The organism is Umezawaea sp. (assembly GCF_057122925.1).
Map to the genome: position 1 here is coordinate 113,189 of NZ_DBNGPQ010000056.1, position 13,755 is coordinate 126,943.

Here is a 13,755-nt window from a genome sequence, read left to right on the forward strand (position 1 = left end):
AAAACGCGATGATCGAGATCACTGGTGGTGACGTCAGAACACCTCAGGGCAATGGGGGGCGACCTCGCCGAGGAGCGCGTGCGACAGGGACCGCAGCGCGCCCGGCGTCCGCTCCCGCACGAACTGGGCCCCGGCGAGGGTGGTCAGCCGGGTGCCGCCGAGGAACGCCGCCCCGAGCGCGCCGACGTCGAGCCTCAGGTCCGGCTCGTCGGTGACCCGCCGGACACCCGCCGCACCCTCCCTCACGGTGAGCCGCCAGCGGTCGGCGTTCCACGGGCAGAACTCGTCGGTCACGTCGAGCACCACGTCCACATCGGACAGGTAGCCGCGGCCGGTCAGCGCGCGGTCGAGGTCGACGAGCCGGACCCACAGCGAGTCGCGGTTCGCCCGCCTGGCCAGCCTGGGGTTGTGCAGCAGGTGCAGCACCGGGTCCTCCGAGCCGGTGTAGAACTTCAGCTCGGCGACGAGGTCCACGTCGAGCAGGTACCGGTACAGCGCCGCGTACGCCCTGTCGTCCTCCGCCACCAGTTCGCGGACGTGCAGCTCGTTCTCCGGACCCCGGTCGCCCCAGGCGAACTTGACCCGGTAGACCGCGTAACCCCTCGGGTGCAGGACGTACCGGTACTTGCTCAGACCGCCGCGGTGCCGCTCGCCGTCGGCGAGGTGCTGCTCCCACTCCGCCCCGGTCCGGCTCAGGTAACCCGCCCTGGTCGGCGCCACCCGCTCGTAGAGCGCCCGCGCGACGGGCAGGGCCTCCTCCCGCGAGACCTCGCGCACCGCGCCGTCGCCGACGTCGACCCCGCGGTGGAACGCCGCACCCCTCGGCACGCTCAGGTCGGTGAACTGCGCGGCCAGGCCGTAGCCGTAGCGGCCGTAGATGGACCCCTCCGACGCCCACAGCACCGCGAACGCCTCCCGACCCCCGTCGTGCAGGCCGTGCAGCTGGGCGCGCACGAGGCTGGTCAGCACGCCCCGCCTGCGGTGGCCGGGCCTCACGCCGACCGACGTGATCGCGGCGGTCGGCCGGGGACCGCCTCCCGGAACCGTCAGGTCCCTGGTGGTCACGGCCGCGCTGCCGATCATCTCCCCGTCCTCGAAGACCCCGTGCACCCGGTCCAGGTCGTAGAGCGGTCGTTCGAACGCGGCGTCCGCCGGGTCGGGGTCGCCCAGGAACGCCGCCGAGACCACGGCGCAGAACGACTGGTAGTCGTCTTCGACGAGAGTGCGGATCGTGAAGCCCATCCCGAAGTCGTACGCCGCTCGACCGCGGTCCGCGACGCATTTTCCGCGCGGGCTCTGGTCACCGGCGTGCCGCTCGGCGACACTGCCCCCGACGGATCCCCACGCGCCGTCGTCGCCGCGTGACCGGGCAGAGGAGAACCCCATGAAGGGACCCGCGTGGCGGGTGGTCCTGCGGTGCCTGGTGACGTTCACGTTCGGCGTGCTGCTGGTGCTGCTGGCCATCAGGTTCGGCGAGGAGCTGTGGCGGCTGGTGGACCGCTGACGGGTCAGGCCGCCGGGACCACGAGGCAGAACTCGTTGCCCTCCGGGTCCAGCAGCACCTGGAACGCACCCGACTCGTCCACCACCAGCCCGCCGACCCTGGTCGCGCCCAGGCCCTCGCAGCGGACCGCGGCGGCCTCGACGTCGTCCACCCGGACGTCGAGGTGGAGGCGGTTCTTGATCGTCTTGCCCTCCGGCACGGGCTGGAACGACATCCGCGGCGACTCGGGCGGCTCCACGTGCGACCAGCCCAGCTCGCGGTCGACCGGCTCACCGCCGAGCAGTTCCGCCCAGAAGCGGACAAGCCGAGCGGGGTCGTGGCTGTCGACCACGATCTGCTGGAGGCGTGCGCGCACGGCCCAACCCTAGGACAGCGGCTCGAAGAAGACCTTGTAGAGCCGGTAGACCGACTCCTCGGAGCCGCAGTTGCGGACCGTCAGCGCGTTCTGGCCGGGCCGCAGCACCGAAGCCGGGATGTCGAACCGCTCCAGCTCCCGAGTCCTGGTGCCCGCCAGCCCTTCCCGCGTCCACACCAGCGTCCCGTTCGCCTCCATCCGGATCTCCACCGGCCGCCGCGACGTCGCCCGCGGCGAGCCGACGAGCGTGACCCGGCCCAGCGGCGTGCCCGCCGAGCAGCAGAAGCCGATCACCGCCTCACCACCCGCGCGGATCACCCAGTGGTCGCCGCGGAACAGTGCCCCGGACGACCCCGTGAGCAGTGCGGCGCTCCCGCCTCCCACGGGCGCCTCGGAACGGAAATCGACGAGAACCTGCTGCACCCTGGAGCCCTCCGAATCGTTCGGTGACCCACACTGCACCCAACGTGACGGAGGAATGCCAGGCAGAACGACCGGCAGAACTCGCGGTCCTCCGCTGGTAGGAGACCCGCACCTCACCCGACGACCCGGTGATTCCGTTGTGCCGCAAGGAGATCACCCGAGAGGCCGCCCGCCGCCGACGACCGCCGTTCAACCGGTGGTGGCCAAACCGACATGTTCGCCCACGTTCTCGGCGTCGGCCGCCGCCAGCACCGAGCGCAGCAGACCGGGGAAGCGCGCCTCCAGGTCGTCGCGGCGCAGCCGCACGAAGCACCGCGTGCCCTCCTCACGCGTCCTCGTCAACCCGGCCGCGCGCAGCGTCTTCAGGTGGTGGCTCAACGTCGACTTCGCCACCGGCGCCCGCAGCTCGCTCCACCCGTGCTCCGCACCGTCGGCCAGCACCCGCACCAGCCCGATGCGGATCGGATCGCTCAGCGCGCCCATGACCTCGACGAGCCTCATCTGGTCGGTCGTGGGGTGCTCCCGCGGGTGCTTCACGACGTCCACGCTACCGCTGGAGGGGCGGATGGGGCGGGTCCTGCTTCGCACCGCTGACCTGGTTCGACAGCCCGGTCAGCAGCGCCGGCCGGTGGCCGAAGCGCGCCGCGCGGTCGCGCACACCGCCGACGAACTGCCCGAGGAAGCCCGAACAACGCCGTCCACGCGCTGAACTTCTGGAACGTCGGGAGGAAAGCGGTGGTCGTGGAGGTGGTTTTCGAGGAGAGGGAGCACTCGGGGGGCACACAAGATCGGCTAACGCAAGAAGACCGTCCACTGGGGACGGTCTTCAAGGGCTCTACCAGCAAGAACGAGGTGGAGCGGGTGACCGGGATCGAACCGGCATGACCAGCTTGGAAGGCTGGGGCTCTACCATTGAGCTACACCCGCACGGCCCTCCGGGGGAGGGCGCGGAAATAGCTTAGCGTGCCGCGCTAAGCTACGGGGGACCGGGGCGTGGCGCAGCTTGGTAGCGCACCCGCTTTGGGAGCGGGGGGTCGCAGGTTCAAATCCTGTCGCCCCGACGGTTGCCCCTGACCAGCCATTATGGTGGTCAGGGGCGTTTTTGCGGCCCGGTCGACCTCGCCAGATCCCCCGCCTGGGCGCCCCCTCAGCCTCCCGTCGTGATCCGCAGGGTGAGCACCTGGAACGGACGCAGCTCCACGTCCAGCGACGCGTCCCCCAGCGGTCGTTCCAGCAGGTCGGTCTCGACCACGCGGTGCACGGGGAACGACGTGCGCAGTGACGCCCTCGCCCTCCCGCCCAGCGATTCGTAGAGCCGGACGACCACGTCGCCCGAGCGGTCGTCGGCGAGCTTGACCGCCTCGACCACCACCGCCGGGTTGTCCACGGACACCAGCGGCTCCACCTCCCGCGCGCCGCGCACGACGCGGTGCGGCAGGTTGATCCGGTAGCCGGCGGCGACGGCCTCGGGGATGCCCGCGCCGACGACCAGCGCGTGGCGGAAGCGGTGCGTGCCCTGGTCGGTCATCGGGTCGGGGAAGCGGGGGGCTCGGAGGAGGGAGAGCCGGACCGTGGTGGTCGTGCCGCCGTCGTCACGGGTCGTGCGGGTCACGTCGTGGCCGTACGTCGAGTCGTTGGCCAGCGCCACGCCGTAACCGGGCTCGCCCACGTGCAGCCAGCGGTGCGCGCAGATCTCGAACTTGGCCGCCTCCCACGACGTGTTGACGTGGATCGGCCGGTGCAGGTGGCCGAACTGGGTCTCCGCCGTCGACACCTCGGCCCGCACGTCCAGCGGGAACGCGAGCTTGAGCAGCTTCTCGGTCTCCTGCCACTCGACCTCGGTGTCGACGTCGAGCTGCCGCGCCCCCTCCACCAGCCGCACCGTCTGCGTCATCGTCGACTTGCCGAACGTCCGCCGCACCAGCAGCCCGTCGGGCAACGGCGTGACCTCGCCCTCGACCAGGTCCACGCGGTTGTTGCGGTAGAAGGGGTCGATGTCCCACGCGTCCCACTGGTTCGGCGTGTCCGCGTGCAGCTGCGGCAGGTTGCCGACCGCGCCGGGCGGCAGCACCTCCCGCTTCGCGACGAGGTCGTACACCGAGGTCAGCAACCCGGTGGGGGACACGGTGACCCGCAGCAGTCCGTTGTCCAGCACGCCGTCGACCGGCGCCACGGGGCGTTCCACGGGCACCGAGGTCGCTCCGGTGGACAGGGCGTCGAAGACCAGCGGGGTAGATCCGTCACCGGCCAGCGCGGCCACCGAGGCGTCGATGACCTCGCCCAGCTCCGCCGCCACCGCCGCGTAGGTCGCCTCGGCCTCGCGGTGCACCCACGCGATCGAGCTGCCGGGCAGGATGTCGTGGAACTGGTGCAGCAGCACGGTCTTCCACAACCGGTCCACCGTGGAGTACGGGTACTCGACGCCCGAGGACAGGAACGCCGCCGTCGCCCACAGCTCGGCCTCGCGCAGCAGGTGCTCGCTGCGCCGGTTGCCCTGCTTGGTCCGCGCCTGCGTCGTGTAGGTGGCGCGGTGCTTCTCCAGGTACAGCTCACCGGCCCACACGGGCGCGTTCGGGTACTCGTCCTGCGCGCCCTGGAAGAACGCCGCCGGGGTCTCGATCGTCACGGTCGGCGAGCCTTCGAGGTTCGCCACGCGCTTCGCCGTCTCCAGCATCTCCCGCGTCGGCCCGCCACCGCCGTCGCCGTACCCGAACGGCACCAGCGACCGCGTCGCCACGGCGTGCTCGGCGAACTGCCTGCTGGCCCGCGCCAGCTCCTCCCCGGACAGCGAGGAGTTGTACGTGTCCACGGGCGGGAAGTGGGTGAACACCCGGCTGCCGTCGATGCCCTCCCACCAGAACGTGGAGTGCGGGAACTTGTTGACCTGGTTCCACGACAGCTTCTGCGTCAGGAACCAGCGCGACCCGGACAGCTTGATCAGCTGGGGGAGCGCGGCGCTGTAGCCGAACGAGTCGGGCAGCCACACCTCCTCCGTCTCGACGCCGAACTCGTCGAGGAAGAACCGCTTGCCGTGCACCAGCTGCCGGGCCATCGCCTCGCCGCCGGGCATGTTCGTGTCCGACTCGACCCACATGCCGCCGACCGGGACGAACTGACCCGCGGCGACCTTCGAGGCGATCCGCTCGAACACCGCCGGGTGGTGCTCCTTCATCCACGCGTACTGCTGGGCCTGCGAGCAGGCGAACACGAACTCCGGGTACTCGTCCATCAGGGCCGTCACGTTGCTGAACGTCCGCGCGCACTTGCGCACGGTCTCCCGCAGCGGCCACAGCCACGCCGAGTCGATGTGCGCGTGCCCGACCGCCGACACGCGGTGCGCGCTCGCGTTGGCGGGCCGCGACAGCACCTCCACCAGCGCGGACCGGGAACGGGCCGCGCTGCCCGGCACGTCCTGGGGGTCGAGCAGGTCCAGCGACCGGTCGATCGCGTGCAGGATCCGGTGCCGCCTCGGCTCGTGGTCGGGCAGCTCCTCCATCACCCCCCGCAACGCCTGGAGGTCCGTGACCAGGTGCCACACCTCGGGGTTGAACACCGCCAGGTCGGCGCGCAGGACCCGGTACAGCGGCTCGGTCCCGGCCGTCTCCCGGTCCCCCAGCGGGGTCGGCACGAACGGCTCGAAGTCCAGGATCGTCGGGTTGCCCGCCGCCTCCAGGTAGTACAGCACCTCCGACCCGGTGACCGGCAGGTGCGTGTTGCGCGGCTCGATGCCCTTCACCGGCTCGCCGGACGCGGTGTAGGCGAGGCCCTCCGCCTGGAAACCGGGGCCGGGGTGGGTGAACCCGAGGTCCACCACCACCTCCACCCGCCTGCCCGCCCACTCCGGGGGCACGCGGCCGGAGAGCCGGAACCAGCTCGTGCTCCACGGCGCTCCCCACGCGTCGCCGACCCGTGCGGGCTCGTAGGTCGCGGCCAGCGCCTCGGTGACCGGCACCGGCTCACCCGGCGCGTGCCACACCGACAGCTCCAGGGGCACCGAGTGGCCGTGCACGGCGGGCCTGATCCGCTCCCGCAGGGCCCGGTTCAGCCGTTCTTCCAGCAGCGCGCGTTCGTCGTGCACCTATCGCTCCACTTCGATCGCCGCTCGCACGCCCTCGCGCGCGAGGCCCATCCACTCGTCGAAGAAGGCGCCACCGGGGCCCCACGCCGACCGGTCCCCAGTCAATTTCAGCGACGCCGTCCGCGCTACCGCACGAGGGGGAGCCGAACGCGCCTCGGCGACGATCCGGGCCACGGTCTTGCCCAGGGGCTTCGCCCCGCGCTCGGTCGTCAGCAGCCCCAGCTCGTACTCGCGCTCGGGGAAGTCGACCAGTGCCCGGTCGACGTCGTGCGAGCACCACCACGTGACGCCCCACAGGTTCGTGCAGGTCAGCACGTTCTCCAGGGTCCGTTCGGCGAACTCCGGGGCGTCCGGCGCGCTGATCTCCGGCTGCGCCGCCCCGATCTCCTGCAACCACACGGGCCGGTTCGGCGCGCCCCACGCCTTGGCCAGCTCCACCAGGTACTCGGCGTGGTGCACGCTCTCCGCGCTCAACGGCCCGTAGCGCTGCGCGGTCCCGTTGAACACCCACGAGTGCACGGTCGTCATGGCGCCGAGACGAGCGGCGTGCGCGGGCTCGAACGGGTGCCCGTCGGAGTACCAGACGGCGTCGTACTCCGAGTGCACGTGCGGCAGCCCCGGCGCCGTCTCGTCGCACACGGCCAGCAGCGATTCCAGCCAGCGCGTCGCCTCCGCCGGCGTCAGCGGGTTCGACTCGGTGAGCAGGTTGGTCTCGTTGCCCAGCGTCAGGCCGAGGAAGTTCGGCCGGTCCCGCAGCGCCTCCAGCAGCGTGCGCAGGTAGAACGCCTGGCCGGACACCACGTCCGGGTCGGTGAACACGTTGCGGCGGTGCCAGGTCTGTACCCACGACGGGTAGAAGTCGAAGCTCGACAGGTGGCCCTGCAACGCGTCGACCTGCACGTCGAGGCCGAAGGACGCCGCGGCGTCGACCATCGACACGAGCTGTTCCACGGCTCGTGGCCGCACCAGGCCGCGGTTGGGCTGGAACACCGGCCACAGCGGGAACACCCGCACGTGGTCGAGCCCCAGTTCGGCGATCGAGGAGAAGTCGGCCCGGACGGCGTCCAGGTCGAAGTCCAGCCAGTGGTGGAACCACCCTGAGGACGGGGTGTAGTTGACGCCGAATCGCAGCAAGGCGTTCCCCTCCTAGCCCTTGATGGCACCTTCGCCGACCCCGCGGAAGAAGTGCTTCTGCAGGCTGATGAACAGCACGATCAGCGGTGCGACGGCGATGATCGTGCCCGCCGCGACCAGCCGCTGGTTCTGGAAGAACGTGCCCTGGAGGTACGCGAGCCCGATGGTCAGCGTGTACTTGTCGGGATCGCTGAGCACCACCAGCGGCCACAGGAAGTCGTCCCAGCTGAACATGAACGAGAACAGCGCGACCACCAGGATGGTGCCGCGCGCCGACGGCACGGCGATGCGCCAGAACCGCTGCCACGCGTTCGCGCCGTCGATGACCGCGGCCTCCTCGACCTCCGGTTGCAGCGCCAGGAACGCGTTGCGCATCAGCAGGACGTTGAGCGCGCCGATCGCGCCGGGCAGCACGACCGCGGTGAGGGTGTTGGTCAGGTCGAACGACCGCATGACCAGGAACAGCGAGATCAGGATGACCTCGAACGGCACCAGGATGCCCGAGGCGAACACCAGCGCGGCGAGCCGGCGCCCCCGGAACCTCAGGCGGGCCAGCGCGTACCCGGCCATCGACGCGCCGACGCAGTTGGCGACCACGTTCACCACGGCCACCAGCAGCGAGTTCAGCGCGAACGTCCACACCGGAACGGCGTCGGCGACGCCCGCGTAGTTCGCCAGCGTCGGGTCCGACGGCACGAAGACCGGCGCGTACACGTCCTCGCCCGCGCCCTTCAACGACGTCGAGAGCTGCCACAGGAACGGCCCGGTGGTGATCGCCAGCACGAGCAGCAGCAACGCGTACCGCGCGACCCGCTTCACAGCGCCTCCTCCCGCCGGTTGAGCCGCAACGTGATCAGCAGCAGCCCCAGCGTGATCACGAACAGCACCAGGCTCAGCGCGGACGCGTAGCCGACGTTGCCGGTCAGGCCGGTGCCGGTCTGCTGGATCAGCATCACCAGCGACGTGTCGGCTCCGCCGGGTCCGCCCGACCCGCCGGACAGCAGGTAGATCTCGGAGAACACCCGGAACCCGTTCACGGCCGACAGCGCGGCGACCAGCACCATCGTCGGCCGCAGCGCGGGCAGCGTGACGGCGAGGAACCGCCGGACCGGGCCCGCGCCGTCGACCTGCGCGGCCTCGTGCAGGTCGTTCGGCACGTTCCCGAGCGCCGCCAGGTAGATGATCATGTAGTAGCCGAGGCCCTTCCAGACCGTCACGAGCATCGCGCTGAACAGCAGCAGCCACTCGTCGGTCAGGAACGGCACCGGCCTGCTGATCCACCCCAGCGCCTTCAGCACGTTGTTGACCAGGCCCTGGCTGTCCAGCAGCCACGTCCAGATCAGCCCCACGACGACCGCCGACGCGATCACCGGCGTGAAGAACGCCGTGCGGAAGAACGTGATGCCGGGCAGCTTCTTCTGCACGAGCAGCGCGATCAGCAGCGGCAGCACCACCAGCGGCGGCACGATGCACACCAGGTACAGCGTGCTGTTGCGCAGCGCCAGCCAGAACTTCGGGTCGTCCAGCATCCGCTGGAAGTTCGCGAGCCCGGTGAACCGGCCGCCGCCGAGCGCCGTGGCGTCGGTGAACGCCAGCACGATCATGTTCACGAACGGCACGAGGCTGAACGTGATGACGACGGCCAGTCCCGGCAGCAGGAACAGCCACGGGGTGGAGGACCGGTGGTGGCCCACGCTCACCCGAGCAGCCGGTCGCACTCGGCGACCGTGTCGTCCAGCGCCTGCTTCGCGGACTTCTTGCCCAGCATGGCGTCCGCGAGGTTCTGCCGCAGCGAGTCCTGCATCTGCTGGCTGAACTGGACCGGCGTGTAGTTCACCGAGTCGCCGAGCTGCTTGGCCGCGGCGACCCGCACCCTGGCCTCGTCGGTCCCGTCCTCGGTGGTGAAGTACGGGTCCCGCATCCCGCCCCTGGTGCTCGGGAAGATCGTCGCGATCTTGGAGAACGCGAGCTGGTTCTGGGCGTTGGTGACGAACCGGCCGAACGCCAGCGCGGTGGCCTTGTTCTTGCTGGAGTTCGGCACCGAGACGCCGTGCACGTACATGTTGGCCCTGCCGGTGTTCGTGATCGGCTTGGTGATGCCGATGTTCGCGTACAGCGAGGGCGCGTCTGTCTTGAACTTGCCGAGGTCGTACGCCGAGCCGGGGCTCAGCGCGGTCTGCTGCGCCATGAACTTCGCGCCCGACCCGGTGTAGTTCTGCGTCAGCGCCTCCGCGACCAGCCCGCCCGCGTCGTACATCCGCTTGTACATGTCGACCAGCTCGACGCCCTTGGCCGAGTTGAAGGTGAACCCCGTGCCGTCGGCGTTCACCATCTCCACGCCGTAGAGCCCGAAGTCCGCGATCGACGGCGTCTGGCCGAGCATCGCGACCCTGCGATCGGTCTGCCGGGCCATCGCCAGCGCGGCGGCCTCCAGCTCGGCGAACGTCGTCGGCGGGCTGTCCGGATTGAGCCCCGCCTGCTGGAACAGCGCTTTGTTGTAGAACACCGGACCGGTGTTCAGGTACCACGGAAAACCATACGTGCCCGATTTACCCGGAATGGCGTAGGCGGCCCACGCATTGTCGAGGTAGTCGTTCTTCGCGTCGGCCGCCGCCTGGTCGAGGTCGACCAGCTGTCCTGCTTTGGCGAGCGGGTAGCTCAGGTCCGGCGGCACGTTGATCACGTCCGGCAGTGAGCCCGCGGAGGCGTCGGCCAGTACCTTGGTGAGATAACCGTCGGCTGGCTGGTCGATCCACCTGACCGTCGTACCGGCGTGTTCCCGCTGGAAGGCGGCTATGACGCCCTCGACGTACTCCGTGTACTTGGGTTTCAGCGCCCACGTCTGGAAGGTGATCTCACCCGTGACCTCGCCGCCGACCGCACCTCCCTCCTGGCTCGTGCCGGACAGTCCGCAACCGGCGAGGGTCGCTGCCGCCACACTGATCAGGAATACGCGTCGAGTCGTCCGCATCAGGCGCACCTCCGTGTTGTCCCGACCGTAGCTAAACCGGTATAGCTGCATCTACCCTCAACCGATTCACTTGTCTACTTCCGGACAGGCTGGTGCGTGTGAAACGTCCGACGATCCGAGACATCGCGCTGCGCGCCGGTGTCTCGAAGGGCGCGGTCTCACTCGCGCTGAACGGCAGGCCGGGCGTCTCCGAGGAAACCCGGCGGCGCATCCTCCGCGTGGCCGACGAACTGGCGTGGCGGCCGAACAGCGCGGCACGGGCGCTGTCCGCGGCCCGCGCCGACTCGGTCGGCCTGGTGCTCGCCCGACCCGCCCGCACCCTCGGCGTCGAGTCGTTCTTCTTCCAGCTCATCTCCGGCGTGCAGGCCGAGCTGTCGACCCGGTCGGTCGCGCTGCTGTTCCAGGTCGTGGAGGACCAGGCCGCCGAGGTCGAGCTGTACCGGCGGTGGTCGTCCGAGCAGCGCGTCGACGGCGTGTTCCTGGTCGACCTGCGGGTGGACGACCAGCGGGTCGAGCTGGTGGAGAAGCTGGGGATGCCCGCCGTCGTGATCGGCGGGCCCGGCCACCACGGCGGCCTCGCCAGCGTGTGGGCCGACGACGCCGCGGCGATGGTGTCGATCATCGAGCACCTCGGCGCGCTGGGGCACCGGCGGATCGCGCGCGTCGCGGGCCTGCCCGGACTGCTGCACACCGAGCGCCGCACGACCGCGTTCCACTCCGCCGCCGCCGCGTGGGGCATCACGGCCGCCGAGTGCGTCGCCACGGACTACACCGACGAGCAGGGCGCGAGCGCCACCCGCGTCCTGCTGACCGGCCGCACGCGGCCGACCGCGATCGTCTACGACAACGACGTGATGGCCGTCGCGGGCGCGGCGGTCGCGGCCGAGCTGGGGGTCGCGGTGCCGGACGACGTGTCGCTGGTGGCGTGGGACGACTCACCGCTGTGCCGCCTGCTGCACCCGCCGCTGACGGCGCTGGCGCGCGACACGTTCGCCTTCGGCGAGCGGGCCGCGAAGACCCTGCTCACCGTGCTGGACGGCGAACCGCCCGCCGACGTCGAGGACCAGGTGCCGGTGCTGGTCCCGAGGGGCAGCACCGGCCCTCCCCGCTAGTCCAGGTCGTCCACGAACTTCATCAGCAGGTCGCCGAACGCGTCCGGCGCCTCCTCCTGCGGCGCGTGCCCGACGCCGTCGAGCACCTGGACCTCGCCGCGCCACAGCGTCGGCGCGTCCAGGCCGCGCAGGTAGTCCAGCGACACGAGCTGCTCCTCACGGCCGTGCAGCACGGCCAGCGGGCGCTCCATCGCCGCGACGATCGCGGTCTCGTCGGAGATCGCGCCCGAGCCGATGGCGGCGCCCACGCCCTCGCGCGCGGCCGGGTCGGTCGCCAGGATGTCGGCGATGAACCCGTGCAGCGGCAGCGCCGAACCCGGCGCGACGAAGCTGGCCGCGTACGCCCTGGCGTCGTCCTCGCCCACCTCGCCGGTGAACCCGACGCCCATCGCGGGGTTCGGCAGGAACGCCGACGGCACCGCGGCCGGGTTCGGCAGCGGCGGCGTGCCGAAGACCGCGAACCCGGCGGCCTCGGGGAGCTGGGGCTCGGCCTCGATCACGATGTGCCCGCCGAGGCTCCAGCCCACGAACACCGCGTCCGGGACGTTCAGCACGTCGGCGAACCCCGTCACCGCGGCGGTGAACGTCGCGATCGAGTAGCCGCCGTCGGGGACCTGCGACCCGCCGTGGCCCGGCAGGTCGAGCGCCAGGCAGCGGAAGCGCCGCCCGAACGGACCGTCCAGCAGCGGCTGCCACGTCCGGGACGACGACGAGTTCCCGTGCACCAGCACGACCGGCCTGCCGGTGCCCGTGCTCTGCCGGTGGGCGATCTCCAGCCCGTTGACGACGACCATGTCTCTCCTAGCGCGGCAGCTTCTCACCGATGTCGAGGGTGGGCACGGAGACGGTAACCGTCTCGGGGTACTTGATGCCCGCCCCGGTGTTGAGGACGACGACCTCCTCGTGCTCGGCGATCCACCCGCGCTGCCGCAGCAGCCGGACGGCCGCGAACGCCGCCGCTCCCTCCGGGCAGACGAACGCGCCTTCGAGCCGCGCGCACAGCTCCTGCGCCGCCAGCAGCGCCTCGTCGTCCACCGCGACCGCCGTGCCGCCGGTGTCGTACAGCGCGTCGAGGATCAGGAAGTCCCCGAGCGGCTTCGGCACGTTGATGCCGAAGGCGACGGTCTTCGAGTCCGGCCACGGCTCCGCGGTCCGCTCACCCGCCTCGAACGCCGCCACGATCGGAGCGCACCCGCCCGCCTGCACCGCGACCAGCCGCGGCAGCTCCCCGGTGATCCAGCCGAGTTCGCGCATCTCCAGCAGCGCCTTGTGGATGCCGATCAGCCCCACGCCGCCGCCGGTCGGGTAGAGGATCACGTCCGGGCAGCGCCAGCCGAGCTGCTCGACGATCTCGTAGCCCATCGTCTTCTTGCCCTCGACGCGGTAGGGCTCCTTCAACGTCGACGTGTCGAACAGCTCCCCGTCCGAAGAGGACACCAGCTCGCCGACCATCTTCCCGGCGTCGCCGATGAGGCCGTTGACCAGGTAGAGGTCGGCTCCGCTGACCGCGACCTCGGCGCGGGTGATCTCCGGGGCGTCCACGGGCATCGCGACCACGCTCCGCAGCCCCGCGCGGGCCGCGTACAGCGCCCACGCCGCGCCCGCGTTCCCGTTGGTCGGCATGGCCATCGCCTTCGCGCCCAGCTCGGCCGCCCGCGACACCCCGACCGCCGCGCCGCGGGCCTTGAACGACCCGGTCGGCACCAGCCCCTCGTCCTTCATCAGCAGCCCCGGCACGCCGAGCGCCTCGCCGAGCCGGGGGAGCGCCAGCAGCGGGGTCATGCCCTCGCCGAGGCTGACCACGTTCGCCTCGTCCCGCACGGGCAGCACCTCGTGGTAGCGCCACAGCGTCGGCGGCCTGCCCGACAGGTCGGCGGGCGTCACGGACTCGCGCACGGCGGCCAGGTCGTAGCGGGCCAGCAGCGGCGCACCGCACCCGCACAGGTTCGCGAGCACGTCGGCGTCGTGGCGGCGGTCGCAGCGGGAGCAGTCCAGGTGCGTCAACCGGCTGTAGGTCATGCCGCCAGCCAACCAGAAGCGTGCGGATCTCGTCGGTCTCGACGTGGGGGTCGACGGGGATGGTGAACGCCCGGACCAGCGCGACGTCGACCGACCCGCCAGGAGGGCGGGGTGGTGCCGCTGGAACCGTTCTTGGACGCTTTCGCGCCCGAAGAGCCC

General features: G+C 71.1%; 12 protein-coding genes and 2 tRNA genes. 2 read left to right on the plus strand and 12 right to left on the minus strand.

Annotated features, from left to right (window positions below; all coding sequences use genetic code 11):
• Positions 1 to 33: 33 nt before the first annotated feature.
• The 5 genes from AC156L_RS12775 to AC156L_RS12795 form a co-directional block, all read right to left on the minus strand.
• Positions 34 to 1,242 (minus strand): GNAT family N-acetyltransferase, encoded by a 1,209-nt coding sequence (locus AC156L_RS12775; RefSeq protein WP_484406842.1) that lies wholly within the window; start codon positions 1,240 to 1,242, stop codon positions 34 to 36.
• A gap of 266 nt (positions 1,243 to 1,508) precedes the next feature.
• A complete protein-coding gene (locus AC156L_RS12780; RefSeq protein WP_330877382.1) occupies positions 1,509 to 1,859 on the minus strand; it encodes a VOC family protein in 351 nt (116 codons plus the stop codon).
• A gap of 9 nt (positions 1,860 to 1,868) precedes the next feature.
• A complete protein-coding gene (locus AC156L_RS12785; protein WP_330877384.1) occupies positions 1,869 to 2,243 on the minus strand; it encodes a hypothetical protein in 375 nt (124 codons plus the stop codon).
• A gap of 228 nt (positions 2,244 to 2,471) precedes the next feature.
• Positions 2,472 to 2,819 (minus strand): ArsR/SmtB family transcription factor, encoded by a 348-nt coding sequence (locus AC156L_RS12790; protein ID WP_330877386.1) that lies wholly within the window; start codon positions 2,817 to 2,819, stop codon positions 2,472 to 2,474.
• A 316-nt stretch (positions 2,820 to 3,135) separates the two neighbouring features.
• Positions 3,136 to 3,209 (minus strand) — tRNA-Gly (locus AC156L_RS12795).
• A 60-nt stretch (positions 3,210 to 3,269) separates the two neighbouring features.
• Between AC156L_RS12795 and AC156L_RS12800 the strand changes: the two genes are divergently transcribed.
• A tRNA-Pro gene (locus tag AC156L_RS12800) sits at positions 3,270 to 3,343 on the plus strand.
• A gap of 86 nt (positions 3,344 to 3,429) precedes the next feature.
• Here AC156L_RS12800 and AC156L_RS12805 read toward each other — a convergent pair.
• From AC156L_RS12805 to AC156L_RS12825, 5 genes are read right to left on the minus strand one after another with little or no spacing between them, the layout of a single operon-like run.
• Entirely contained in the window at positions 3,430 to 6,360 is a 2,931-nt protein-coding gene (locus AC156L_RS12805) for an alpha-mannosidase (RefSeq protein ID WP_484406843.1), read from the minus strand.
• Positions 6,361 to 7,494: a glycoside hydrolase 5 family protein gene (locus AC156L_RS12810; protein ID WP_484406845.1), complete on the minus strand. Its 1,134-nt coding sequence runs from the start codon at positions 7,492 to 7,494 to the stop codon at positions 6,361 to 6,363.
• A gap of 12 nt (positions 7,495 to 7,506) precedes the next feature.
• Positions 7,507 to 8,313 carry a carbohydrate ABC transporter permease gene (locus AC156L_RS12815; RefSeq protein WP_484406846.1) on the minus strand — a complete coding sequence of 269 codons (807 nt, stop codon included), beginning with the start codon at positions 8,311 to 8,313 and terminating at the stop codon, positions 7,507 to 7,509.
• The gene (locus tag AC156L_RS12820) at positions 8,310 to 9,194 is read right to left on the minus strand and encodes a carbohydrate ABC transporter permease (RefSeq protein WP_484406847.1); all 885 of its coding nucleotides are present in this window, start codon (positions 9,192 to 9,194) and stop codon (positions 8,310 to 8,312) included. Before AC156L_RS12820 ends, AC156L_RS12815 begins: the two co-directional genes overlap by 4 nt.
• Positions 9,191 to 10,465 (minus strand): ABC transporter substrate-binding protein, encoded by a 1,275-nt coding sequence (locus AC156L_RS12825; protein ID WP_484406848.1) that lies wholly within the window; start codon positions 10,463 to 10,465, stop codon positions 9,191 to 9,193. The genes AC156L_RS12820 and AC156L_RS12825 overlap by 4 nt, the downstream gene beginning before the upstream one ends.
• Before the next feature lie 98 nt (positions 10,466 to 10,563).
• Here AC156L_RS12825 and AC156L_RS12830 point away from each other — a divergent pair, with 98 nt between their 5' ends.
• A complete protein-coding gene (locus AC156L_RS12830; protein ID WP_484406850.1) occupies positions 10,564 to 11,577 on the plus strand; it encodes a LacI family DNA-binding transcriptional regulator in 1,014 nt (337 codons plus the stop codon).
• On the opposite strand, the gene AC156L_RS12835 is transcribed toward AC156L_RS12830, so the two are convergent.
• Both AC156L_RS12835 and AC156L_RS12840 read right to left on the minus strand, forming a co-directional pair.
• On the minus strand, positions 11,574 to 12,371 hold the full coding sequence (locus tag AC156L_RS12835; RefSeq protein ID WP_484406851.1) for an alpha/beta fold hydrolase: 798 nt from the start codon (positions 12,369 to 12,371) through the stop codon (positions 11,574 to 11,576). The genes AC156L_RS12830 and AC156L_RS12835 overlap by 4 nt on opposite strands.
• 7 nt (positions 12,372 to 12,378) lie before the next feature.
• Entirely contained in the window at positions 12,379 to 13,596 is a 1,218-nt protein-coding gene (locus tag AC156L_RS12840) for a threonine synthase (protein WP_484406852.1), read from the minus strand.
• Positions 13,597 to 13,755 lie beyond the last annotated feature (159 nt).

Coding starts and splice junctions, on each gene's coding strand:
- AC156L_RS12840 (WP_484406852.1), bottom strand. CDS start 13,596: ATGACCTACAGCCGGTTGACGCACCTGGACTGCTCCCGCTGCGACCGC.
- AC156L_RS12835 (WP_484406851.1), bottom strand. CDS start 12,371: ATGGTCGTCGTCAACGGGCTGGAGATCGCCCACCGGCAGAGCACGGGC.
- AC156L_RS12775 (WP_484406842.1), bottom strand. CDS start 1,242: ATGGGCTTCACGATCCGCACTCTCGTCGAAGACGACTACCAGTCGTTC.
- AC156L_RS12825 (WP_484406848.1), bottom strand. CDS start 10,465: ATGCGGACGACTCGACGCGTATTCCTGATCAGTGTGGCGGCAGCGACC.